This window comes from Streptomyces sp. NRRL S-646 (assembly GCF_000720765.1).
Lineage (GTDB): Bacteria > Actinomycetota > Actinomycetes > Streptomycetales > Streptomycetaceae > Streptomyces.
In genome coordinates, this window is record NZ_JODC01000005.1 from 559,080 (window position 1) to 582,068 (window position 22,989).

Consider the following 22,989-nt stretch of genomic DNA (forward strand, 5'->3'; position numbering starts at 1 on the left):
CCTCGCCGACACCCGCATCGCCGTCGCCTTCGGCGACTCCTGGATCGAAGGCGCCTTCACCACCCCCGGCACCGACAACAGCTTCCCCGCACAACTCAACCGCCGACTCACCCGCGGCTGGATCGTCAACCAGGGCATCTCCGGCAACCGCCTCCTCACCGACGAGATCGGCGACCACCTGCTCTCCCGCATCGACCACGACGTCCTCGCCGTGCCCGGCGCCAGCCACGCCCTCATCCACATCGGCCTCAACGACCTCGGACTCCCCGGCCTCATCGCCCACCCCGAACCCGCCGAAGGCCCCACCGCCGCCGAATTCATCGCAGGCCTGACCACCCTCGCCGACCGACTGCACACCGCCGGACTCACCGTCATCGGCTCCACGATCGGCCCTACCGCGGCACCGTCCACGAGGGCTACGACACCGACACCGGCCAGACCGTACGCCGGGACATCAACGCCTGGCTCCTCGGCACCGACCACCCCTTCGACGCCGTCATCGACATCGCCGCCGCCGTCGCCGACCCCGCCCAACCCGACAGGATCCGCCCCGAGTTCAACGCCGGCGACGGCCTCCACGTCAACGACGCCGGCGCAAAAGCCATCGCCGACGCCGTGGACCTGTCACTGCTCAAGCTCTAGAAGCTCTGGAAAACCGGCACACCACCCCGCGTCAGCCGCCAGTCCACCGACGCGAACTCCTTCGGATCCAGCACGCCCTTCGCCGTCACCCACTCCGCAATACGCGTCCGGATCTCCGTCGACTCCGACCACAGCTCCGTCGCCGAGGCCACATGCGGGAACGCACCACCACCGTTCGCACGGTAGTTGTTCACCGCGAACACGAACTGCTGCGCATCATCCAGCGCAGCCCCGTTGTAAGTGAGGTTCTTGATCCGCGAACCGGCCGCCTGGGCGATGTCGACGTCGTACGACAGCCCCGACACATAGTCGTAGTTGTAGTCCGGGCGGTTGTTCGCGTTCGTCAGCTTCTCCACGTCGACGGTGGCGTCCGCCGCGGTCTGCACGAAGTACTCCGCCGAGTACTCCAGGTACGCCCGCAGCTGCGCGCCCGTCATCAGCTTCGCAACCAGCGTGTTGTCGTACACGTACAGGCTCGACAGATCCCGGATCGTCACCTTGCCGGCCGGGATCTCCGAGGTACGCGAGAAGGGGGAGGCCTGTGCGATCACCGGCAGCGAGGCATACGAGGTCCCCGCCAGGGCCGCCTTGACCACATCCTCCTGGACCTTGGTGATCAAGTCGATGATCGGGGCGTCCTTGTAGCGCGCCTCGACCGTCGTCAGCGTCTCGGTCGCCGTACCCACGACCTGGTTGACGTACTTCACGACCTTCGCATGCTCGTCCGAGAGCAGCTTGGTGATCTTCGGATCGTCGGCGACCGTGTTCGAGTTCAGCACCTTCGACGACACCGACTCCACCGTCCAGCGGCCCTTCACGAAGACCAGCTCGACATCGAAGACCGACAGCCGCTCCGCATACGCCAACGGCTCCGACAACACCACCGTCTTCCCCGTCTTGGCGTTGACGACCTTCAACTCCGGGATCTCCACGTGCGCGTGACCGACCAGGATCGCGTCGATGTCCGGCACCTGCTGCGCCACCAGCGCCGCCGAGTTCTCCACATACGGCAACTGGTCACCGTACGAAGAAGTGCCCGAGGAACCGCTGTGCGCGGAGACGATGACGACATCCGCACCCATCGACTTCAGCTTCGGCACCCACTTCGCCGCCTGCTCCTCAAGCCCCGGGAACTCCAACTTCCCCTGCACATACGCCTTGTCCCAGATCGCGATACCCGGGTTCGTCAGCCCGAGCACCGCGACCCTGACCGGCGGCAGACCCGGCACATGGAACTTCTTGATGAAGTACGGCGGAAACGCGGGCCTCTGCGTCTTCGCGTCCACCGCGTTCGTGCCAAGCAGCGGGAAGTGCAGCTGCTCCTCGAACTTCCGCAGCGTCTCAAGGCCGTAGTTGAACTCGTGGTTGCCCAGCGCCGCAGCGTCATACCCGATCGCATTCATCGCCTGCGCCATCGGATGCACCGGACCACCCTCGGCGGTGATCGGGTCGACCTTCGCGTAGTAGTACGTCAGCGGGGTGCCCTGGATCGTGTCGCCCGCGTCGAGGAGCAGCGTGTTGCACCGCCCCTTCTCCTCACGCAGCCGGTTCACCAGCGTCGAGATCCGGGACAGGCCCTGCGCGTTGCCCGCCTTGTCCGTGTACTCCGCGTCCTTGAAGTAGTCCCAGTTGAAGACGTGCCCGTGCAGGTCGGTCGTGCCCATGACGGTCAGCGCGTACCGCTTGGCGGGCCTCTTCGCCGCCGTGACCTCGGCCGCCTGCGCCGCCGGAGCCGCGACAGCATTTGCCACCGCCACCCCCGCTCCGGTCGCGGCGGACTTCTGCAGGAACTTCCGGCGATTCAAGGGCATGTCCAGATCTCCTAGAGGAATGGTCAACAACGCGCGTAGATTCTGACCTGCGCATGACCGACGGCAACAGGTCCCGCAGGTTGCGATTGGATGACCGAAGCGGTCAACCGCCGAGCTACGGACGGCCAAGACCTGACAGAGTGGGGCGTATGACCACCCCCACGCCGGACGACCCACACCCCGCCGTCCCCTACGGCACCCCCGACGCCCCCCGCATCGCCGTCCGCGGCGAAGCCCGCCTCGAAGTCGACCCCGAAATCGCCCGCATCGGCGTCACCGTCGCCTCCCGCGGCAAAGACCGCCGCACCGCCCTCGACGACCTCACCCGCCGCAACACCACAACCCTCGACCTGATCAAGACCTACGGGGAGGCGGTGGAACACCTGGAAACCGGCGCCTTCTCCATCAGCCCCGAACTCAAGGACAAAGGCCGCGGCGAACGCATCCACGCCTACCACGGACGCGTCCACATCACCGCCGAACTCACCGACTTCACCGCCCTCGGCGAACTCACCACCCGCCTCGCCGACCTGGAACTCACACGAGTCGACGGCCCCTGGTGGGCACTACGCCCCGATTCACCGGCGTACCGGAAAGCCCGACAGCAAGCGGTGAAGGAAGCCGTCCAACGAGCGAGGGAATACGCAGACGCACTCGGCACCACACTGGCCGCACTCGTGGAACTCGCCGACATCGGAGCAGAAGACGCACAGCCCTACCCCCCGGCCCCCGGCGCCCGCATGCGCTCCATGGCCTACGGCGCCCCAGTCGCCGAGGACACCGCCGCAGCACTCGACCTCGAACCCCAACGGCAACGCGTATACGCCGCCGTCAACGCCCGATTCACCATGGCGCCACCACAGCTCTAGAACTCACGTCCGGGGCCGTTCGAATGCTCATCGGAGCATGCGTCTGCACAATTCAATACTTGTCAACGACCCTTCATCTAAAGGTTGTTGAGTAGTCACGCACGCCAAATTCTCTACCCGCCGGTAAGGCCTAGGCTCAAAACCATGCGCCGAGCAAAGATCGTCTGCACTCTGGGCCCCGCCACCGACTCGTACGACCAGATCAAGGCCCTGGTCGAAGCCGGAATGGACGTCGCCCGATTCAACCTCAGCCACGGCACCCACGCCGAACACGAGGAGCGCTACCAGCACGTACGAAAGGCCTCCGACGAAACCGGCCGCAGCGTCGGAATCCTCGCCGACCTTCAAGGCCCGAAGATCCGACTCGGCCACTTCACCGAAGGCCCCGTACTCCTTGAACGCGGCGACACCTTCACCATCACCGTGGAGGAAGGCGCCCAAGGCGACGGCCACACCTGCGGCACCACATACCCCGGCCTCGCCACCGACGTCACCCCCGGCGAACGCATCCTCGTCGACGACGGCAAGGTCTGCCTCGAAGTCACCTCCGTCGACGGCCCCCGCGTCCACACCACAGTCGTGGAAGGCGGCATGGTCTCCGACCACAAGGGACTGAACCTCCCGGGTGTCGCGGTCTCCGTACCCGCCCTCTCCGACAAGGACGAAGCAGACCTGCGCTGGGCCCTGCGCACCGGCTTCGACGTCATCGCACTGTCCTTCGTCCGCAGCGGTCGCGACATCGAAGACGTCCACCGCATCATGGACGAGGAGGCACGCCGGCTGCCCGTCATCGCCAAGGTGGAGAAACCCCAGGCGGTGGACGCGATCGACGACATCGTCGCCGCCTTCGACGGCATCATGGTCGCCCGCGGAGACCTCGGCGTGGAAATGCCCCTGGAACAGGTCCCGATCGTCCAGAAGCGCGCGATCAAACTGGCGAAGCGCAACGCCAAGCCGGTGATTGTGGCAACGCAGATGCTGGAGTCGATGATCGACAACTCGCGCCCGACGAGGGCGGAGGCAAGCGACGTCGCGAACGCCGTCATCGACGGCACGGACGCGGTGATGCTGTCCGGCGAGACGAGCGTCGGCAAATACCCCATCGAGACGGTCCGTACGATGGCCAAGATCGTCGAAGCGGCGGAGGAGGACATCCTCGCGAAGGGCCTCCCGCCTCTGACGGAACGGAACAAGCCCCGCACACAGGGCGGCGCTGTCGCCCGGGCGGCGGCGGAAATGGGCGACTTCCTGGGCGCGAAGTTCCTGGTCGCCTTCACCCAGTCGGGAGACACGGCCCGCCGGCTTTCGCGTTATCGCTCGCCGATCCCGCTGCTGGCGTTCACACCGGAGCCTGCGACGCGGTCGCAGTTGAGTCTGACGTGGGGGGCGGAGACGTTCCTGGGCCCGCACGTGGACTCGACGGATGCGATGGTCGACCAGGTGGACGAGTTGCTGTTGAAGTACGGCCGCTGCGAGAAGGGTGACGTCGTGGTGATTACGGCGGGGTCGCCTCCGGGGGTGTCGGGGTCGACGAACATGGTGCGGGTGCATCACATTGGGGAGGACGACAGTCCCAAGTAGGGGGCAGGGGTTAGTACTTGGGGCCCACGTGGGCGTCGAGGAGGGCGACTGAGGCTTTCTTGGCGACGGAGATGTTGAACGGGATCCCGTTGCGCATGCATTGGGTCCACTCGATGCCGAGTTTGTCGAGGGTGTCGGTGTAGAGCCGACGGATGTCGACGGAGACATTGGTGAAGAAGTACCGGGGGTACTCGTAACGCTTGCGCTCACCGCGTACGAGTCGGGTGGTCCAGTTGGTGATGCGACAGCCGTCGGAGTGGATGAGGCCGCGGATGAAATCCCACGGGTGGGCGTCGACAATTTCCTGTTGCCAGGGCTGGAGCGCGATGGTGCGCTCGTGCTTCTTGCCGGGGCCGTGCTGTGGAAAGAGGTGGGGCCACTGCCGGTGGTAGCTCGTCACCGCTGCGCAGCCCTGCCTCTGGAGCGTGTAAACGCCGACGCCCGGGACCACTTTCAGGATGGCCTCGCGGCACTCTTGGAGGAGGCCGGGCCACGCGTCAGCGCACGCGACCCGTCTCCTTGCTTACCGAGTTCAGGCTGCGCCCTTGGGCGACTAATGCCAGCGCCAGCTTGCGCGTGCTGATGTCGTACATGTGATCACCCTGCGAGAGTGATCGCGACGACACGCAGCAAAAAGCGGATGTTCGCGAGAACGTGGACATCCGCTTTCAGGTGTCGCCTTCGAATCGAAGGAAAAGTGCCCCGGGTGGGATTCGAACCCACGCTGTCGGTGGTTTGAGCACCGTGTCTCTTCCGCTGGACTACCGGGGCTTCCTCTAAAACAAAGATCAGCGGTCACCCGCTGTGCTCCTACCTTATCGCAGCTAGGTAGGCTCTTGTCAGCAGCACCCCTGCCCCTGAACGAGGAGCCCCCCGTGACCGCCCCCGAGTCGCCCCAGCCCGTAGACGCGCCCGACGACGACAAGTCGCACGTGCCTCCGCTGACGACCCGTGTCGTCATCGCCGAGGACGAGGCCCTGATCCGGCTCGACCTCAAAGAGATGCTGGAGGAGGAGGGCTACAGCGTTGTCGGTGAGGCCGGTGATGGCGAGCAGGCCATCGAGCTCGCCCGTGAGCACCAGCCGGACCTCGTGATCCTCGACGTGAAGATGCCCAAGCTGGACGGTATCTCGGCGGCCGAGAAGATCGCCGAGGAGGGCATTGCACCCGTGCTGATGCTCACTGCCTTCTCGCAGCGCGACCTCGTGGAGCGGGCTCGCGATGCCGGTGCGATGGCGTACCTGGTGAAGCCGTTCAGCAAGAGTGATGTCGTGCCCGCGATCGAGATGGCCGTCTCCCGGTTCACCGAGCTCAAGGAGCTGGAGAAGGAGGTCGCCGACCTCACCCTCCGCCTGGAGACCCGCAAGCTCGTCGACCGTGCGAAGTCCATCCTCCAGACGGAGTACGGGCTGACCGAACCCGCTGCTTTCCGGTGGATCCAGAAGACGTCGATGGATCGTCGGATGTCGATGCAGCAGGTTGCGGAGGCGGTCATTCAGGACGCGGACGAGAAGAAGTCCGCGAAGGGCTGACCTCCGGCACCCGCACACAGACCGAGGCCCGCGTCCCTGGGAAGTCAGGGGCGCGGGCCTCGTCGTACAGCCGGGAGGGTCAGCCTCAGTCTTCGCCGAGGTATGCCTTGCGTACGGATTCGTCGTGCAGTAGGTCCTGGCCGGTGCCGGAGAGGACGATGTTGCCGACCTCCATGACGTGTCCCTGGTCGGCGAGCGACAGAGCCGCCTGGGCGTTCTGTTCGACGAGGAGAATTGTTGTGCCCTGGGACTTCAGTTCCACGATCGTGGACATGATCTTCTGCATCATGATCGGGGAGAGGCCCATGGAAGGTTCGTCGAGCATGAGCAGTTTGGGCTGGGACATGAGGGCGCGGCCCATTGCCAGCATTTGCTGTTCACCGCCGGAGAGGGTGCCTGCGGCTTGCTTGCGGCGTTCTCCGAGGATGGGGAAGAGGTCGTAGGCGCGCTGGATGTCCTTTTCGATGCCTTCTTTGTCTTTGCGGAGGAAGGCGCCGAGCTGGAGGTTTTCTGTGATTGTCAGGCGCGGGAAGATGTGTCGGCCTTCTGGGGAGTGGGCGAGGCCGAGGGCGACGATCTTGTGGGCGGCTATGCCGTTGAGGGGTTGGCCGTCGAACATGATCTTGCCGGAGCGGGGCTTGAGGAGCCCCGAGAGGGTGCGCAGTGTGGTGGTCTTGCCGGCGCCGTTGGTGCCGATGAGGGTGACGATCTGGCCGGCTTCGACGGTGAAGGAGATGCCCTTGACGGCTTCGATCTTGCCGTAGGCGACCTTGAGGTCTTCGACCTCCAGGAGTGCGGTCACTGGGCGCTTCCTTCCGTGCTGGTGGTGCTCTGCGCTCCGGTGGCCTCGGCCGCTTCGACTTCGGCGGCTTCTTCGGCGCCGGGGGCGCCTTCGAAGGGGGTGCCGAGGTAGGCGGCGACGACGCGTTCGTCGCCCTGGACGACGTCGGAGGTGCCTTCGACGAGCTTTTCGCCTTGTACAAGGCAGGCGACGCGGTCGCACAGGTTGAAGATGAAGCGCATGTCGTGCTCGATGACGAGGACGGCGATGCCCTTGTCGCGGATGGCGAAGACCAGCTCTTCGGTGGCGCGGGTCTCCTGGGGGTTCATGCCGGCGGTGGGCTCGTCGAGGAGGAGCAGGCCGGGGTCGCTCGCGAGGGCTCGGGCGATCTCGAGCTTGCGCTGCTCGCCGTAGGGGAGGTTGCGGGCGAGGTGGTCGGCCTTGTGGGCGAGACCGATGAACTCGAGGAGTTCCATGGCGCGTTCGCGGGAGGCGGCTTCGGCCTTGCGGAAGCCGGGGCCTCGCAGGAGCGCGGACCAGAGGCCTTCCTTGGTGCGGGTGTGGCGGCCGACGAGGACGTTTTCCAGGACGGTCATGTTGGCGAAGAGCCGGATGTTCTGGAAGGTGCGGGCGATGCCGGCGCTGGTGACGAGATGGGGCTTCGGGGGCAGCACGGTGCCTTTGTAGGCGACCTTGCCCTCTGTGGGGATGTACAGGCCGGTCAGGCAGTTGAAGAAGGTGGTCTTGCCGGCGCCGTTGGGTCCGATGAGGCCGACGATTTCACCGGAGTTGACGGTGAGGTCGACGCTGCGTACGGCGGTGAGGCCGCCGAAGCGCATGGTGACGCCGCTGGCTTCGAGGACGGGGCTGGTGGCCGTGGTGGTGGTCATGATGGTTACGCCCCTGCCTTGGTGACGCCGACTGTGGTGTCGGGAAGGCTCTGTTCGGGGATGTCGGCCTGTTCTGTTTCGTGGAATTCGAGCTGGCGGCGCCGGTTGGCGATGATGCCTTCGGGGCGGAAGCGCATCAGGATGACGAGGGCCAGGCCGAAGGCGAAGAGCTGGTACTCCTTCAGGAAGCTGAGCTTCTCGGGGAGGAGGTAGAGCAGGGTGGCGCCGAGGATGGGTCCGCCCACGGTGCCCATGCCGCCGAGGACGACCGCGGCGAGCAGGAACGCGGAGTTCGGCGGTACGGAGCCGGCGAACTGGTAGGGGGCGGGGTTGACGCTGTAGCCGACGTGGGCGCTGACGGTGCCGGCGAGGCCGGCGAGTGAGGCGCCGAGTGCGAAGGCGATGAGTTTGACGCGGAAGCCGTTGATGCCCATGGCGGTGGCGGCGGTTTCGTCTTCGCGGATGGCGATCCAGGAGCGGCCGATGCGGGAGTCGGCGGCGCGGTTGAAGACAAGGACGACGATGGCGGTGATGATCAGCATCAGCAGGAGGTAGTTGGCGAATCGGCCGATGGTGACGGAGCCGATGTCGTGGCTGCTGCCGAAGTTGAAGCCGAAGATCTCCAGGTCGGGGATCATCGAGATGCCGTTGGGCCCGTTGGTGATGTTGGGTCCGGAGGAGCCGTCGAGGTTGTTGACGGTGATGCGGAAGATCTCTCCGAAGCCGAGGGTGACGATGGCGAGGTAGTCGCCGCGCAGTCGCAGGGTGGGGGCGCCGATGAGGACGCCGAAGATGAGCGATGCGGCCATGCCGGTGAGCATGGCGGCCCAGAAGGGGAATTGGACGCCGGAGAAGCGGGAGAATTCGGAGCCGGAGACGAGAGCGGCTGCGTAGGCGCCGACGCCGAGGAAGGCGACGTATCCGAGGTCGAGGAGTCCGGTGAGGCCGACGACGATGTTGAGGCCGAGGGCGACGGTGGCGACGACGAGGATGTTCACGCCGAGGTTGGCGTTGTGTTCGTTGTTCTCGACGAAGGGGAAGATCGCGGCGGCGAGGAAGGCCATGGAGGTGGCGAAACCTTTGTGCCGGGCGTTGAGGACGGAGAACCGGTCGAAGAGTCCGGCGGCGAGGAGTGCCCAGGAGCCGAAGACGACGAGCAGCAGGAAGCCGATGAAGGTTTCGCTGGCGTCGGGGTCGACGCCGATGCCGTAGGCGAAGGCGATGAGTCCGACGGCGGTGGCGGCGGTGATGACGAGGCGTTCGCCCCAGGCGGGGAGTTTGCCGGCGGGGGGGATGTTGTCGGGCTTGCTGACCCAGGCTTTGGCGGTGTTGCCGGGGCTGGGCAGGGCGAGGGCGCCGAGGATGGCGATCAGGGAGGAGACGGCGGCGACGTAGGCGCCGGGGTCGAGGTTGACGAGTCCGCCGAGGTCGATGGCTATGGCGAGTGCGCTGAACCAGCTGACGGCGAAGGCGGATGCGGCGGCGAGGAAGACGGGTGCGGTGGCGTCGGCGGGGTTGAGCCAGTTGAGGCCGCGTATGTTCCAGCGGGTGAGCGCGTAGAGCAGGGTGAGGACGCCGGCGACGAGGTCGAGGATCTGGAGGCCTGCGGGGGAGCCGTAGTAGGTGAGGTCTCCGGGGAAGTCGGAGGTCCAGGTCCAGGACATGTAGGTGCTGGCGATGGTGCCGATGGCGCCTGCGGCTATGAGGACGCGGGCGGCGGACTGGGGCAGGGCGATGAGGCCGCGCGGGGTGTCCGGCGTGGTGGGGGTGGTCGTTGCGGTGGTTGTCATGGTGGTCACGCCCTGTCCGCTACGCGTTCGCCGACCAGGCCTTGTGGCCTGAACAGCAGGACGAGGATGAGGAGGACGAAGGCCCAGACGGAGGACCAGCCGCCGCCGCCGAGTTGCTGCATGCCGGGGATGTTGTCGATGTAGGAGGTGGCCATGGTTTCGGCGAGGCCGAGGACGAGGCCGCCGATCATGGCGCCGTAGATGTTGCCGATGCCGCCGAGCACGGCTGCGGTGAAGGCCTTGAGACCCATCTGGAAGCCCATGTCGTACTTGATCTGCCCGTAGCGCAGGCCGTATGCGACGGCGGCGACCGCGGCGAAGAAACCGCCGATGGCGAATGCGATGACGATGATGCGGTTGGTGTCGATGCCCATCAGCTGTGCGGTGTCCGGGTCCTGCGCGGTGGCCTGCATGGCGCGGCCGGTGCGGGAGAGGCGGACGAAGAAGGCGAGGGCTGCCATGCAGATGGGGGCGGCGATGATGACGAAGAGGGAGCCGCTGCTGATGCTGATGGAGCCGAGGTGCCAGGGGCCGGCGTCGATCTGGGGGAAGTTGCGGTCGGTCTTGGCGTCCGGGTACCAGTTGAAGACGGCCTGCTGGAGTGCGAGGGAGAGGCCGATGGCGGTGATGAGGGGGGCCAGGCGTGGGGCGCCGCGCAGGGGTCGGTAGGCGAAGCGTTCGGCTCCGACGGCGATGAGGACGGAGACGAGTCCGCCTCCGATGAGCATCGCCGGGAGGGCTATCCACATGGATGTGCCGTCGGGCAGGACGTAGAGGTAGACCGTGAGCGCGCCGAAGCCGCCGGTCATGAAGATCTCGCCATGGGCGAAGTTGATGAGCTGGACGATGCCGTACACCATCGTGTAGCCGATGGCGATCAGCCCGTACATCGAGCCGAGGAACAGCCCGTTGGCCAGCTGCTGCGGCAGGGTGTTCACCGCATGGCCTCCATGTGGTGGGGAGTGAGCAGGGGCGTGGAACGGGCCGCGCGGGTGACGTGTGGTCGGCCGCGCGGCCCTGGGGTGGTGCTAGCGGCGGTTCGGGCTGGTCTGGTCAGCCGTTGAACGTGCCGCTCTTGACGGCCTTCCACTTGCCGTTGGTGACCTGGTAGACGGTGAGCTGCTTGTTGGTGGTGTCGCCGTACTGGTCGAAGGCGACGGGGCCGGCGACGCCGTCGAACTTGGTCTTGCCGACCTCGTCGACGATCTTGGCGCGGGCGTCGGAGGGGACCTTGCCGTCCTTCACGACGTTGCCGATGGCCTTGATGATGGCGGTGGCGGCGTCGTAGGAGTAGCCGCCGTAGGTGCCGTAGTCGCCCTTGAGGCCGGCTGCCTTGTACTTCTTGATGAAGTCCTGGGCGGAGGCGAGGGAGTCGACGGGCTGGCCGACGGAGGTGGCGAGGTCGCCTTCGGAGGTCTTGCCGGCGGTCTGGATGTAGGTGTCGCTGAACATGCCGTCGCCGCCGAAGAGCGGGATCTTGGCGCCGCCGTCCTTGAGCTGCTTGGTGAGCTTCTCGGACTCGTCGTACTGGCCGCCGTAGTAGACCAGGTCGGCCTTGGAGTTCTTGATCTTGGTGACGAGGGCGGAGAAGTCGGTGTCGCCGGTGTTGACGTGGTCGGTGCCGGCGACCTTGCCGCCGGCCTTGGTGAAGCCGGCGGTGAACAGCTTGGCCAGGCCGGCGCCGTAGGTCTGCTTGTCGTCGACGACGAAGACGTTCTTCTTCTTGAGCGTGTTGTACGCGTAGTCGGCCGCGAAGCCGCCCTGGAGGGCGTCGGTGGTGGCGGTGCGGAAGTAGGTCTTGAAGGGGCGGACCTTCTTCGTCTGCCAGTTCTTGCCCTGGGTGAGCTCAGGGGCGGTGTTGGACGGCGAGATCTCGACCAGGTTGGCGGTGGCGAAGACCTGCTGCATCTGGGTGGCCACGCCGGAGTTCAGCGGGCCGACGACGCCGAGCACCTTGTCGTTGTTGACGAGCTGGGTGGCGTTCTGCTGGCCGCTGGCGGGGATGGCCTTGTCGTCGAGGGCCTGGACCTTGAAGGTGACGCCGGGAACGAGGTTGTTCTTGTTGGCGTCGTCGACGGCTACCTGGACGCCGCCCTGGATGCCGAGACCGGTTGCGGAGTTCTGGCCGGTCAGCGGTGCGTCGACGCCGATGATGACCTCGGTCTTCTTGCTGCCGCTGTCCCCACCTTTGTTGTCGTCGCGCGAACCGCATGCGGTGAGCGTGAGGGCGCCCGTCGTGAGCACGGAGGTGAGTATGACCAAAGAACGGTGTCGCACGTTGAATCCTCTCCCTGGCGCCGGCAGTCCTGCTGGGCTGCCGTGTGTCTCGCCGGGCCGTACTGGGGTCGAGCTGGGCCGTGATGCAGACGCGCCCGGCGGCGCGGTGACTGGGCGTGACTCTAAGCCTGTCTGTCAGGCGGTGGCATCGCTGTGGGCTGGCTTGTGACTTTCTTGTTATGACCTGGTGGAGGGTGAGATCGGGGGAAGGTCGCTCTCGGCCGGTTTGGCGGGAACGCGTCGGGTCCACATCGTGAGAACGCGCACTTCCGGTTGGACGTGGGGCGAGGGCGGGGTCCGGGTGCTGTCGCAGGCTGTGTGGAGGAGGTCGGAGAGGTCGCGCGCGTAGCGGCCGCCAAAGATGAAGCTGTAGTGCTGGATTGCGTGCGTGTTACGCAGCGTTACGTCGAGGAAAGGGAGGTTGACGTTGAGGGGTAGTCCGCTGCACTGGGTCACGGTGATCCCCACGGTGACGCGGTGTGTGGTTCCGGCGCGCACGGTGAAGGCAGTGGGAGGTTTGACGAGGGTGCGTATGCCGACGGGGGCGGCGGTGATGGCGGAGACGGTGACGGGCGGCCCGTTGCGTACGGAGACGTCGAAGTGGAAGTCCCTGGTGGAGGCCGTGGCGGGCTGGCTGGCAACTCCCTTGTAATAGAAGGCTGTTGTGGTCGAGGGCCAGGGCGTGGACGGCCCTTTCGGCGGTGTGGTGGGGGGCGGGGCGGCCAGCAGCCACACGGCCGCGGCCAAGGCGGCCGCGGCCGCCGCAAGTGCGGTGGTGCGGGTGCGTGGCGTCAGCGCGTGCCAACGGTTGGTCAGGCGGGGTGAGTCGACGCCGATGACATCGGGTGGCGGTGCGTCAAGGGGGCTGTCGGGATCGTCGTCGGTGTGCGCCTCGATGCGATCGGCGGGTTCGACGGGGCCGATGCCGCTCATGTCCCGGGCCTCATGGGGAAACGGTAGGCGTGGCGGACGCTGCCGGACAGTGCCCGGTGGGATTGAGGGCAACGGTGCGTCAGCCCGAGGCGGGCAGCTGAACGTCCCGCAGCAGACACGTCAGGCGTGCGCTGCACACGCGCCGTCCGTCCTCGTCGCTGATCACGATCTCGTACGTGGCGGTGGAGCGGCCGCGGTGCAGGGGCGTGGCGACGCCGGTGACCAGGCCGGAGCGTACGCCGCGGTGGTGGGTGCAGTTCAGGTCGACGCCGACCGCGATCTTGGAGCTGCCGCCGTGAAGCATGGAGCCGACGGAGCCGAGGGTCTCGGCGAGGACGGCGGAGGCGCCGCCGTGCAGCAGGCCGTAGGGCTGGGTGTTGCCCTCGACGGGCATGGTGCCGACGACGCGGTCCGCGGAGGCCTCGAGGATCTCCACGCCCATGCGGGTGCCGAGGTGTCCGGCGGAGAAGAGGGCCGGGAGGTCGACGCCGAGTGCGGCGTACTCGTCGATGACCTCCTGCGGGAACTTCACGTACTGCTGCTCGCCCATGGGCCCGGCTCCGTTCGTCCTGATCACTCGTCCAGCCTGCCTGAGCAAACGCTCAGTCGGTGGCCGATTGTTCCAGACGCACGACGACGGACTTGCTGGCCGGGGTGTTACTGGTGTCCGCGGTGGAGTCCAGCGGCACCAGGACGTTGGTCTCCGGGTAGTAGGCGGCGGCGCAGCCGCGTGCCGTCGGGTAGTGCACGACGCGGAAGCCGGGCGCCCTGCGCTCGACGCCGTCCTTCCACTCGCCGACCAGGTCCACGTACGACCCGTCGGCGACGCCGAGTGTCCGCGCGTCCTCGGGGTTGACCAGGACGACGCGGCGGCCGTTCTTGATGCCGCGGTAGCGGTCGTCGAGGCCGTAGATGGTGGTGTTGTACTGGTCGTGCGAGCGCAGCGTCTGCAGCAGCAGACGGCCTTCGGGCAGCTTCGGGTACTCGACGGGAGCCGCCGTGAAGTTCGCTTTGCCGGTGGCGGTCGGGAAGCGGCGTTCGTCGCGCGGGGCGTGGGGGAGGGTGAAGCCGCCGGGGCGGGCCACGCGCGCGTTGAAGTCCTCGAAGCCGGGGACCACGCGCGCGATGCGGTCGCGGATGGTGGCGTAGTCCTTCTCGAACTCCTCCCAGGGCACCGTGCTGTCCTCGCCGAGTACACGGCGGGCCAGGCGGCAGACGATGGCCGGCTCCGACAGCAGGTGGCTGCTCGCGGGCTCCAGGCGGCCGCGGGAGGCGTGCACCATGCCCATGGAGTCCTCGACGGTCACGAACTGCTCGCCGCTGCCCTGCAGGTCGCGCTCGGTGCGGCCCAGGGTGGGCAGGATCAGGGCACGCGCGCCCGTGACGGCGTGCGAGCGGTTGAGCTTGGTCGACACGTGCACGGTGAGGCGGGCGCGCCGCATGGCCGCCTCGGTGACCTCGGTGTCGGGGGAGGCGGACACGAAGTTGCCGCCCATCGCGAAGAACACCTTCGCCCGGCCGTCGCGCAGGGCGCGGATGGCCTGGACGACGTCGTAGCCGTGTTCGCGCGGGGGTGCGAAGCCGAACTCCTTCTCCAGGGCGTCCAGGAAGGCGGGGGCGGGGCGCTCGAAGATGCCCATCGTCCGGTCGCCCTGCACGTTCGAGTGGCCGCGCACCGGGCACACGCCCGCGCCCGGGCGGCCGATGTTGCCGCGCAGCAGAAGGAAGTTGACGACCTCGCGGATGGTCGGCACGGAGTGCTTGTGCTGGGTGAGGCCCATCGCCCAGCACACGATGGTGCGCTTGGAGGCGAGGACCATCTTCAGGGCGGCGTCGATCTCCGCGCGCGTGAGACCGGTCGCGGTCAGGGTCTCGTCCCAGTCGGCGGCCTTGGCGGCCGCGGCGAACTCCTCGTAGCCGTGGGTGTGTTCGCGTACGAACTCCTCGTCGACCGCGCCCGAGCCCGCGCCGGAGGCGCTTTCATGTTCCGTCAGGACGAGCTTGTTGAGGAGGCGGAACAGGGCCTGGTCGCCGCCGATGCGGATCTGCAGGAACAGGTCGTTGAGGGCGGCGCCCTTGAGCATGCCCTGCGGGGTCTGCGGGTTCTTGAACCGCTCCAGGCCGGCCTCGGGCAGCGGGTTGACGCTGATGATCTTCGCGCCGTTGGCCTTGGCCTTCTCCAGGGCGGAGAGCATGCGCGGGTGGTTGGTGCCCGGGTTCTGGCCGGCGACGATGATCAGGTCGGCCTTGTAGAGGTCCTCCAGCAGGACGCTGCCCTTGCCGATGCCGATCGTCTCGCTCAGGGCCGAACCGGACGACTCGTGGCACATGTTGGAGCAGTCGGGCAGGTTGTTCGTGCCGAGCTGGCGGGCGAACAGCTGGTAGAGGAAGGCCGCTTCGTTGCTGGTGCGCCCCGAGGTGTAGAAGAGCGCCTCGTCGGGGGAGCCGAGGGCGGCGAGCTCCTCGGCGACGATGTCGAAGGCGCGCTCCCAGCTCACCGGCTCGTAGTGCGTGCCCCCTTCGGGGAGATGCATGGGGTGGGTGAGCCGGCCCTGCTGGCCCAGCCAGTAGCCGCTGCGGCCGGCGAGGTCGGCGACGGAGTGCGCGGCGAAGAACTCCGGGGTGACCCGGCGCAGGGTGGCCTCCTCGGCGACCGCCTTCGCGCCGTTCTCACAGAACTCCGCCTTGTGCCGGTGGTCCGGCTCCGGCCAGGCGCAGCCCGGGCAGTCGAAGCCGTCCTTCTGGTTGACGCGCAGCAGCGTCAGCGCGGTCCGCTTCACGCCCATCTGCTGCTGGGCGATGCGCAGGGTGTGCCCGATGGCCGGCAGTCCCGCCGCCGCGTGCTTGGGCCCGGCGACCTGCGGCGCGTCCTGGACCGGATCACCTTTGGGCGGCTTCGTCGCCATCGCGCACTCTCCTTCACAGACACCTGCGAGCTACCACTTCGATCCTCGCACGCGCGACTGACAGCGGCGGCAGCCGGTTCTGTGCGCGGGACGTGATCACCGGTCGTGCCGGCGCGGGGCGCCGGGTCTTTCCGCTGTGACGGTGATCGACCGCGACGGCGGCGCTGGGGGTGCCGGCGCCGGTTGCCGTTTCTCTGCGCCGGGTTGGGATCGGCTTCGGCGGCGGCGTCGGCGGCCTTCCCGGCTCTCAAGGCGGTGGGGCAGGTGCCGATCCGGCGGGGAGCCACGACTGTCAGTGGCACGTGGCAGGATCGGGGCGTGGCAGAAACAGCATCGAAGACGACCGACAAGACCGCCGGCGGCGACGCGCGGCCCCGCCTCATGCTCATGGACGGGCACTCGCTGGCCTACCGTGCGTTCTTCGCGCTGCCCGCGGAGAACTTCACGACGGCGACGGGCCAGCCGACGAACGCGATCTACGGCTTCGCGTCGATGTTGGCCAACACCCTGCGTGACGAGGAGCCCACGCACTTCGCGGTGGCCTTCGACGTCTCCCGCAAGACCTGGCGCTCCGAGGAGTTCACGGAGTACAAGGCCAACCGCTCCAAGACCCCGGACGAGTTCAAGGGCCAGGTCGAGCTGATCGGCGAGCTCCTCGACGCAATGCACGCGTCGCGGTTCGCGGTCGACGGCTTCGAGGCGGACGACATCATCGCCACCCTCGCCACCCAGGCGGAGGCCGAGGGCTTCGAGGTGCTGATCGTCACCGGCGACCGCGACTCCTTCCAGCTGGTCAGCGAGCACACGACGGTGCTGTATCCGACGAAGGGCGTCTCCGAGCTGACCCGGTTCACTCCGGAGAAGGTCTTCGAGAAGTACGGGCTGACGCCCGCGCAGTACCCCGACTTCGCGGCGCTGCGCGGCGACCCGTCCGACAATCTGCCGGGCATCCCCGGGGTCGGTGAGAAGACCGCCGCGAAGTGGATCAACCAGTTCGGTTCGTTCGCGGAGCTCGTCGAGCGCGTCGAGGAGGTCAAGGGCAAGGCCGGGCAGAACCTGCGCGAGCATCTGGAGGCGGTCAAGCTCAACCGCCGCCTGACCGAGATGGTGCGCACGGTCGAGCTGCCCAAGGCGGTCGCCGACCTGGAGCGCGCCCCGTACGACCGCACGGCCCTCGCGATGGTCCTGGACACCCTGGAGATCAGGAACCCCTCGCTGCGCGAGCGGCTACTCGCCGTGGACCCGGGCGGCGAGGCGGCCGAGGCGACACCGGTGGCACCCGGCGTGGAGCTGGACGGGACCGTGCTGGGCACGGGCGAGCTGGCCGGCTGGCTCACCGAGCACGGCAGCCAGACGCTCGGCGTGGCCACGGTCGACACCTGGGCGCTGGGCACCGGCTCGGTCGCCGAGGTCGCGCTCGCCACCGCGGAAGGGCCGGCCGCCTGGTTCGACCCCTCCCAGCTGGACGAGGCCGACGAGAACGCGTGGGCGGCCTGGCTGGCCGCCGAGGACCGCCCCAAGGTCCTGCACAACGCCAAGGGCGCCATGCGCGTCCTCGCCGAGCACGGCTGGTCCGTCGCAGGTGTCTCGATGGACACCGCGCTGGCCGCCTACCTCGTCAAGCCGGGCCGCCGCTCCTTCGACCTGGACGCGCTGTCCCTGGAATACCTGGGCCGTGAGCTGGCTCCCGCCGCCGCGGCCGACGGCCAGCTCGCCTTCGGCGCCGACGACGGCGCGGAGGCCGAGGCGCTCATGGTGCAGGCCCGCGCCATCCTCGACCTCGGCGAGGCCTTCCGCGGCCGCCTGGAGGAGGTCGGCGCCGCGGACCTGCTGCGCGACATGGAGCTGCCCACCTCGATCCTGCTCGCCCGCATGGAGCGGCACGGCATCGCCGCCGACCGCGCCCACCTGGAGGCCATGGAGCAGATGTTCGCGGGCGCCGTGCAGCAGGCGGTGAAGGAGGCACACGCGGCGGCGGGCCACGAGTTCAACCTGGGCTCGCCCAAGCAGCTCCAGGAGGTCCTCTTCGGCGAGCTGGGTCTGCCCAAGACGAAGAAGACCAAGACCGGCTACACCACGGACGCCGACGCCCTGGCCTGGCTGGCCACCCAGACGGACAACGAACTGCCCGTCGTCATGCTCCGCCACCGCGAGCAGGCGAAGCTGCGCGTCACCGTCGAGGGCCTGATCAAGACGATCGCCGCCGACGGCCGCATCCACACCACCTTCAACCAGACGGTCGCCGCGACCGGCCGCCTGTCGTCCACGGACCCCAACCTGCAGAACATCCCCGTCCGCACGGACGAGGGCCGGGCCATCCGCCGCGGCTTCGTCGTCGGCGAGGGCTTCGAGTCGCTGATGACCGCCGACTACAGCCAGATCGAGCTGCGCGTGATGGCCCACCTCTCCGAGGACGAGGGCCTGATCGAGGCGTTCACCTCCGGAGAGGACCTGCACAACACGGTCGCGGCGCAGGTCTTCTCGGTCGACCGGGAGCACGTCGACGCGGAGATGCGACGCAAGATCAAGGCCATGTCGTACGGCCTGGCGTACGGTCTGTCGGCCTTCGGCCTGTCCCAGCAGCTGAACATCGATGCGGGCGAGGCCCGGGTCCTGATGGACACGTACTTCGAGCGGTTCGGCGGCGTCCGGGACTATCTGCGCCGGGCCGTCGACGAGGCGCGGGCCACGGGCTACACGGCGACCCTCTTCGGCCGCCGCCGCTACCTGCCCGACCTCAACAGCGACAACCGCCAGCGCCGCGAGGCCGCCGAGCGCATGGCTCTGAACGCGCCGATCCAGGGCACCGCCGCGGACATCGTCAAGATCGCCATGCTGAAGGTGGACGACGCGCTGCGGGCGGCGGACCTCACCTCCCGCATGCTCCTGCAGGTCCACGACGAAATCGTCCTGGAGATCGCCCCCGGCGAGCGCGCCGCCGCGGAGGAGATCGTCCGCCGCGAAATGGCCGACGCCGTGCACCTGACGGTGCCGCTGGGCGTCTCGGTGGGGGTGGGCTCCGACTGGGAGTCGGCGGCGCACTAGCCTCCGGCGGTTGGCGGGGGTTCGGCGTTGCCCGGCTGGGCGGCGAGCCAGCCCTACGGCCAGGGGTGCGTCCCCGCCCAGGGGGTTGTCGGCCGCCTGCGGGCCCGTCGTGGCTTGTCGCGCAGTTCCCCGCGCCCCTTCGGGGCGCGGTCGAGCTCTCCGCGCGGGGGAGCCACGACGGGCGCCACGGCCCCACGGCCCCGCGCCCCCCTTTTTTTTGGGCGCGCGAACCGCAGGGACCTCACCGAGTCCGCCTGGCCTCCGGCGAGGGGGCAGGCGAGCCTCTGCGCAAGGAGCAGCTCCGCCGAACCCGTCAAGCCCCGCAGGGAACCGTCACTCAGGTGGCCCCCGCGGAAAGGCCCCCACCGCCCTCGTACCGTAAGGATGCGGGCATGGGTATACGCATGCTCAACCGCCGGCCGGCGAGAGCGCAGGCGAGTGCCGAGACGGCGCCCGCCGTGCCACCCGCACCGGTGCCGGCCTTCGCCGCTCGTGCAAGCACCGCCCGCATCCCCACCGACCTCGTCGTCGTCCTGCGCCGCACGGCGGCGGACCTCCGGCGCCGGCTGCCCCGGCCCGGGAGGGGGCCCGCAGAGCCGCCGGCCTGGCGGCTGTGGGCGGGCCTGGGCCGCAGTTACGTCACCGGGCTGCTCGTCCGCGTCCGCCGCAGCCGCCACGCCCGCACCGTGAGGGTGTTCATCGTGACCGCGAGCACCCTCACCGACCGGCCGGACGGCCCTGCTCCACGCTGACCCGCTCAGGCTCTGCGGCAGACGGCACCGGCCGCCACACCCGCACCCCCACCACGTACAGCAGCAGCCCGAGCAGCAGTCCCGCGCCCGCGCCGAAGCACAGGGCCGGAATCAGCTCCCAGGGCTTGGCCACCGCGCCCCAGAACGCCCACCACCGCGCGGCCCGCTCCACGGCCCAGACCCCTGCGCACCCGCAGATCACCACACAGGCGCACCACCGGTCCCGCAGCGACAACACGGGGACCGCAGCCGAAACCGGGTGCGCAGACGCCCTCCGCAGTGCCCGCATCACCCACAGCGCGATCACCACCGCGGCCACCAGCGAACCCCCGTACTGCAGGTACCAGTACAGGGGAGACCCCCACAGCCCCCGTCCCAGCACGGGAAACAGCCGCACCCCCCACCGGTCGTGATGCGTGAAGGCGTCCCACACCACGTGGGTCAGGGCGCCGAGCGCCGCGGACGCATACCACCACGCGGCCAGGGACGGCCGTAAGCGCGCGCGTGGCGCCCCGCAGCGCAGCAGGGCGGCCGGCCGCGGCTGCCAGGGCCGCGGCAGCAGCGCCACCAGCGGCTCCCGCACCAGCAGCCACAGCCCGGCCAACGCCCAGGCCACCAGCACGTCGACCGAGAAGACGCCGGGGAAGGAGTGCGTGACCTCTCCGAACTCCATCGCACCGGGCACCGCACTTGCCGCGTAATAGGTCATGTCGGGCGCGAAGGAACCGGCCACGAGGACGGCCGGAACCAGCCGTCCCCGGCCGGTCCCGTCGCCGCGGACGGCGGGCAGGACGGCAGCCGCATGGCTCAGGGTGAACGGCAACTGGGCTCCTCACGCCGGACCTTGCCCGAGCGGACGGCCCGGGTGATCGCTCCGGTCCAGTATGCGTGCCGCGATTCCGCGCCGTTCGCACATGGCCAACTGGTGAATATCGGGCACGAACGGGTCCCCGTGGAAAGGAAGTTGTCGTAGGGTCGCCTGGGTCACCGTGTCGGGCGGCACGGTCGAACTGGTGAGCGCAGCAGCTCGACAGGAACTCGACAGAGAACAAGAGAGCGATACGAGGGCAACCCGCACGCCGGGTCGATCGTCACAACAGGGCGGGCGCATCACGCGCCGGACAGACGAAGGCGGACGCTGGTGCGTCCACGGGAGGGGTTCACTCTATGGCGGCGCAATTCGGCAGGAGGCTGGCCAAGGGAGCGGCAACCACCGCCGTGGCAGCACTCGCGGTCGCGGCTCTGTCCGCGTCGCAGGCTCCTGGTGTCACGGTCGACGACCATGGCAGACAGACCGCCTCGGAGGCCCAGCCCTCGCCCGATGCGTCCGCAGGCGACGGAGCCGCGACCGGCAACTCGCCGTACTACACCGATCTCCCCCCGCTCAACAGCCCGAACCCCTCGCCCACTCCGGGCGCCACCGGCACCCCCGTGGCGCAGGGCGCGGCAGAGGCGGGCATTCCCGCCACCGTCCTCGACGCCTACAAGAAGGCCGAGGCCGAGCTGCGCGAGTCCAAGCCCGGCTGCAACCTGCCCTGGCAACTGCTCGCCGCGATCGGCAAGGTGGAGTCGGGCCAGGCCCGCGGCGGCCGCGTCAACGCGGACGGCACCACGATCTCTCCGATCCTCGGCCCGCAGCTCGACGGCAACGGCTTCGCGCTGATCAAGGACACCGACGGCGGCAAGTACGACGGCAACAGCAGCTACGACCAGGCCGTCGGCCCCATGCAGTTCATCCCGTCGACCTGGGCGTGGGCGGGCCGCGACGGCAACGGCGACGGGGTCAGGGATCCCAACAACGTCTACGACGCCGCTCTGGCCGCCGGCCACTACCTGTGCCGCAACGGCTGGGACCTGTCCGTCCCGGCCGACCTCAACCACGCGATCCTCAGCTACAACAACTCCCAGGACTACCTGAACCTCGTCCTGTCGTGGCTGGAGTACTACCGCAAGGGCACCCACGAGATCCCGGACGGCAGCGGCAGCGTCCCCTCGGGCCGCAGCGACGACGGCCAGAAGGCCAACCCCAAGCCGTCGCCCACCCCGCCCCCGAAGACCACACCGCCGAGCACCGGCTCTCCGAGCCCCAGTGCGCCGCCGTCGAACACGCCCGGCACGCCCGGCACGCCGAGCACGCCGGGCAGCCCGTCGCCCACCCCCACCGACACCGTGGACCACCTGGCGGACGCGGGCACCGCGAAGCTCACCGCGATGGCCGGCGACGCGTTCACCAAGAAGGTCAGCACCAAGGCCGTGACCAAGTCCGGCAAGGCGGTCGGCAAGGTCAGGGTCCGCTTCACCGTCGTCGGCGACACCGACAGCACCTTCAGCGGCGGCGAGTCCGTCGCCACGGTCGTCACCAACAGCTCCGGCGTGGCCGTCGCCCCCGCCCTGCAGGCGGGCGAGAAGACCGGCGAGTTCACCGTCCGTGCCACGGTCGTGGGCCGCGCGGTCACCGGACTCGACTACACCGCCACCGTCACCGAGCGCGTCGCCGACAGCGTGGTGCGCACCAGCGACACCGCGCTGACCTGCACGCCGGGCGGCGAGTTCGCGGACCAGGCCGAGGTGAAGGCCACCTACAAGGGCGCCGTCGCCGACAAGGTCGCGGTCACCGCAACGCTGATCAAGTCGGTGCTCGACCCGACCGAGAACGACAAGGGCCCCTACTTCAAGGACGCCGACGGCAAGACCGTGCGCACCTTGACCGGCCTGACGACGGACGCCAAGGGTCTGCTGACGCTGCCGAAGCTGTACGCCGACGACAACACCGGCAACTTCATCCTCCGCATCACCACTGCGGGCGGCGCGACCCTCAACATCCAGCTGACGGTCGCGGCGGCCGGCTCCTCGGCCAGTCCCAGCCCGTCGCCCAGTCCCTCCGCATAACCGTTCCGTACGACGGCGGCGGCGCTCCTCGGCCAGAGGGCGCCGCCGCCGTCGTTGTGTGTGCAACGTGTTCTCATCTCGCCCTGCCGTTGCTACGGTGCCGGACCTGACGATGTATCAGTTCCAGTCCGTGTTCCCGTCCGCCGGGAGGCAGGCATGCGCGCCCTGACCGCCGCCGCGACCGGTCTCGCCCTCGCCCTCGCGCTGGTCCTCACGATCACGGCCATGGGCAGTCCCACGGGCAAGACGTCCCCGAAACCGCTGCTGACGACGGTGCCCGCACACCCGTAA

Annotated in this window: 17 protein-coding genes, 1 tRNA gene and 2 pseudogenes; 8 read left to right on the top strand and 12 right to left on the bottom strand. The window is 68.6% G+C overall.

Translation table 11 applies throughout. From position 1 onward, the window contains the following. Window positions 1–43 precede the first annotated feature (43 nt). Window positions 44–346: pseudogene (locus IH68_RS57960) on the top strand (SGNH/GDSL hydrolase family protein); the annotation flags it as partial. A 292-nt stretch (window positions 347–638) separates the two neighbouring features. On the opposite strand, the gene IH68_RS0112450 reads toward IH68_RS57960, so the two are convergent. Beyond that, a complete protein-coding gene (locus tag IH68_RS0112450; RefSeq protein ID WP_030933063.1) occupies window positions 639–2,453 on the bottom strand; it encodes a bifunctional metallophosphatase/5'-nucleotidase in 1,815 nt (604 codons plus the stop codon). 149 nt (window positions 2,454–2,602) lie between these two features. Here IH68_RS0112450 and IH68_RS0112455 point away from each other — a divergent pair, with 149 nt between their 5' ends. Both IH68_RS0112455 and pyk read left to right on the top strand, forming a co-directional pair. Then, complete coding sequence (locus IH68_RS0112455) at window positions 2,603–3,322, top strand: SIMPL domain-containing protein (protein WP_030933066.1); 720 nt, start codon at window positions 2,603–2,605, stop codon at window positions 3,320–3,322. A gap of 144 nt (window positions 3,323–3,466) precedes the next feature. Continuing rightward, window positions 3,467–4,903 (top strand): pyruvate kinase, encoded by a 1,437-nt coding sequence (gene pyk, locus IH68_RS0112460; protein ID WP_030933070.1) that lies wholly within the window; start codon window positions 3,467–3,469, stop codon window positions 4,901–4,903. A gap of 10 nt (window positions 4,904–4,913) precedes the next feature. On the opposite strand, the pseudogene IH68_RS49755 reads toward pyk, so the two are convergent. Both IH68_RS49755 and IH68_RS0112470 read right to left on the bottom strand, forming a co-directional pair. Then, window positions 4,914–5,496: pseudogene (locus IH68_RS49755) on the bottom strand (helix-turn-helix domain-containing protein). Between the two features lie 105 nt (window positions 5,497–5,601). After that, window positions 5,602–5,674: transfer RNA gene (locus IH68_RS0112470), tRNA-Leu, on the bottom strand. Between the two features lie 104 nt (window positions 5,675–5,778). Between IH68_RS0112470 and IH68_RS0112475 the strand changes: the two genes are divergently transcribed. Next, entirely contained in the window at window positions 5,779–6,435 is a 657-nt protein-coding gene (locus IH68_RS0112475; RefSeq protein ID WP_030933073.1) for an ANTAR domain-containing response regulator, read from the top strand. An 85-nt stretch (window positions 6,436–6,520) separates the two neighbouring features. Here the strand turns inward: IH68_RS0112475 and IH68_RS0112480 are convergent, their stop codons facing one another. The 8 genes from IH68_RS0112480 to IH68_RS0112515 form a co-directional block, all read right to left on the bottom strand. After that, window positions 6,521–7,237, bottom strand: a complete 717-nt coding sequence (locus IH68_RS0112480) for an ABC transporter ATP-binding protein (RefSeq protein WP_030933076.1) — start codon at window positions 7,235–7,237, stop codon at window positions 6,521–6,523. Continuing rightward, window positions 7,234–8,106, bottom strand: a complete 873-nt coding sequence (locus IH68_RS0112485; RefSeq protein WP_030933079.1) for an ABC transporter ATP-binding protein — start codon at window positions 8,104–8,106, stop codon at window positions 7,234–7,236. The genes IH68_RS0112480 and IH68_RS0112485 overlap by 4 nt, the downstream gene beginning before the upstream one ends. A gap of 5 nt (window positions 8,107–8,111) precedes the next feature. Then, window positions 8,112–9,896 carry a branched-chain amino acid ABC transporter permease gene (locus tag IH68_RS0112490; RefSeq protein ID WP_030933082.1) on the bottom strand — a complete coding sequence of 595 codons (1,785 nt, stop codon included), beginning with the start codon at window positions 9,894–9,896 and terminating at the stop codon, window positions 8,112–8,114. A 5-nt stretch (window positions 9,897–9,901) separates the two neighbouring features. Beyond that, window positions 9,902–10,834 (bottom strand): branched-chain amino acid ABC transporter permease, encoded by a 933-nt coding sequence (locus IH68_RS0112495; RefSeq protein WP_030933085.1) that lies wholly within the window; start codon window positions 10,832–10,834, stop codon window positions 9,902–9,904. A gap of 115 nt (window positions 10,835–10,949) precedes the next feature. Further along, a complete protein-coding gene (locus IH68_RS0112500) occupies window positions 10,950–12,173 on the bottom strand; it encodes a branched-chain amino acid ABC transporter substrate-binding protein (RefSeq protein WP_030933088.1) in 1,224 nt (407 codons plus the stop codon). 177 nt (window positions 12,174–12,350) lie between these two features. Then, window positions 12,351–13,106 carry a hypothetical protein gene (locus IH68_RS51725; RefSeq protein WP_051833385.1) on the bottom strand — a complete coding sequence of 252 codons (756 nt, stop codon included), beginning with the start codon at window positions 13,104–13,106 and terminating at the stop codon, window positions 12,351–12,353. Window positions 13,107–13,185: 79 nt separating this feature from the next. Continuing rightward, on the bottom strand, window positions 13,186–13,656 hold the full coding sequence (locus IH68_RS0112510) for a hotdog fold thioesterase (protein ID WP_030933091.1): 471 nt from the start codon (window positions 13,654–13,656) through the stop codon (window positions 13,186–13,188). A 52-nt stretch (window positions 13,657–13,708) separates the two neighbouring features. Continuing rightward, on the bottom strand, window positions 13,709–16,012 hold the full coding sequence (locus tag IH68_RS0112515) for an FdhF/YdeP family oxidoreductase (RefSeq protein ID WP_030933094.1): 2,304 nt from the start codon (window positions 16,010–16,012) through the stop codon (window positions 13,709–13,711). 318 nt (window positions 16,013–16,330) lie between these two features. Here IH68_RS0112515 and polA point away from each other — a divergent pair, with 318 nt between their 5' ends. Together polA and IH68_RS0112525 are read left to right on the top strand one after the other, a co-directional pair. Beyond that, on the top strand, window positions 16,331–19,057 hold the full coding sequence (gene polA / locus IH68_RS0112520; protein ID WP_030933097.1) for a DNA polymerase I: 2,727 nt from the start codon (window positions 16,331–16,333) through the stop codon (window positions 19,055–19,057). A gap of 392 nt (window positions 19,058–19,449) precedes the next feature. Continuing rightward, window positions 19,450–19,809, top strand: coding sequence for a hypothetical protein (locus IH68_RS0112525; RefSeq protein WP_037884746.1), 360 nt, complete (start codon window positions 19,450–19,452; stop codon window positions 19,807–19,809). Here the strand turns inward: IH68_RS0112525 and IH68_RS0112530 are convergent. Next, the gene (locus IH68_RS0112530; RefSeq protein ID WP_030933103.1) at window positions 19,775–20,632 is read right to left on the bottom strand and encodes a DUF4184 family protein; all 858 of its coding nucleotides are present in this window, start codon (window positions 20,630–20,632) and stop codon (window positions 19,775–19,777) included. The two genes, IH68_RS0112525 and IH68_RS0112530, sit on opposite strands and share 35 nt — an antisense overlap. A gap of 344 nt (window positions 20,633–20,976) precedes the next feature. On the opposite strand from IH68_RS0112530, the gene IH68_RS0112535 reads away from it, so the two are divergent. Further along, window positions 20,977–22,698 (top strand): lytic transglycosylase domain-containing protein, encoded by a 1,722-nt coding sequence (locus tag IH68_RS0112535; protein WP_030933106.1) that lies wholly within the window; start codon window positions 20,977–20,979, stop codon window positions 22,696–22,698. 156 nt (window positions 22,699–22,854) lie between these two features. Next, entirely contained in the window at window positions 22,855–22,989 is a 135-nt protein-coding gene (locus tag IH68_RS55160; protein WP_107057445.1) for an SPW_0924 family protein, read from the top strand.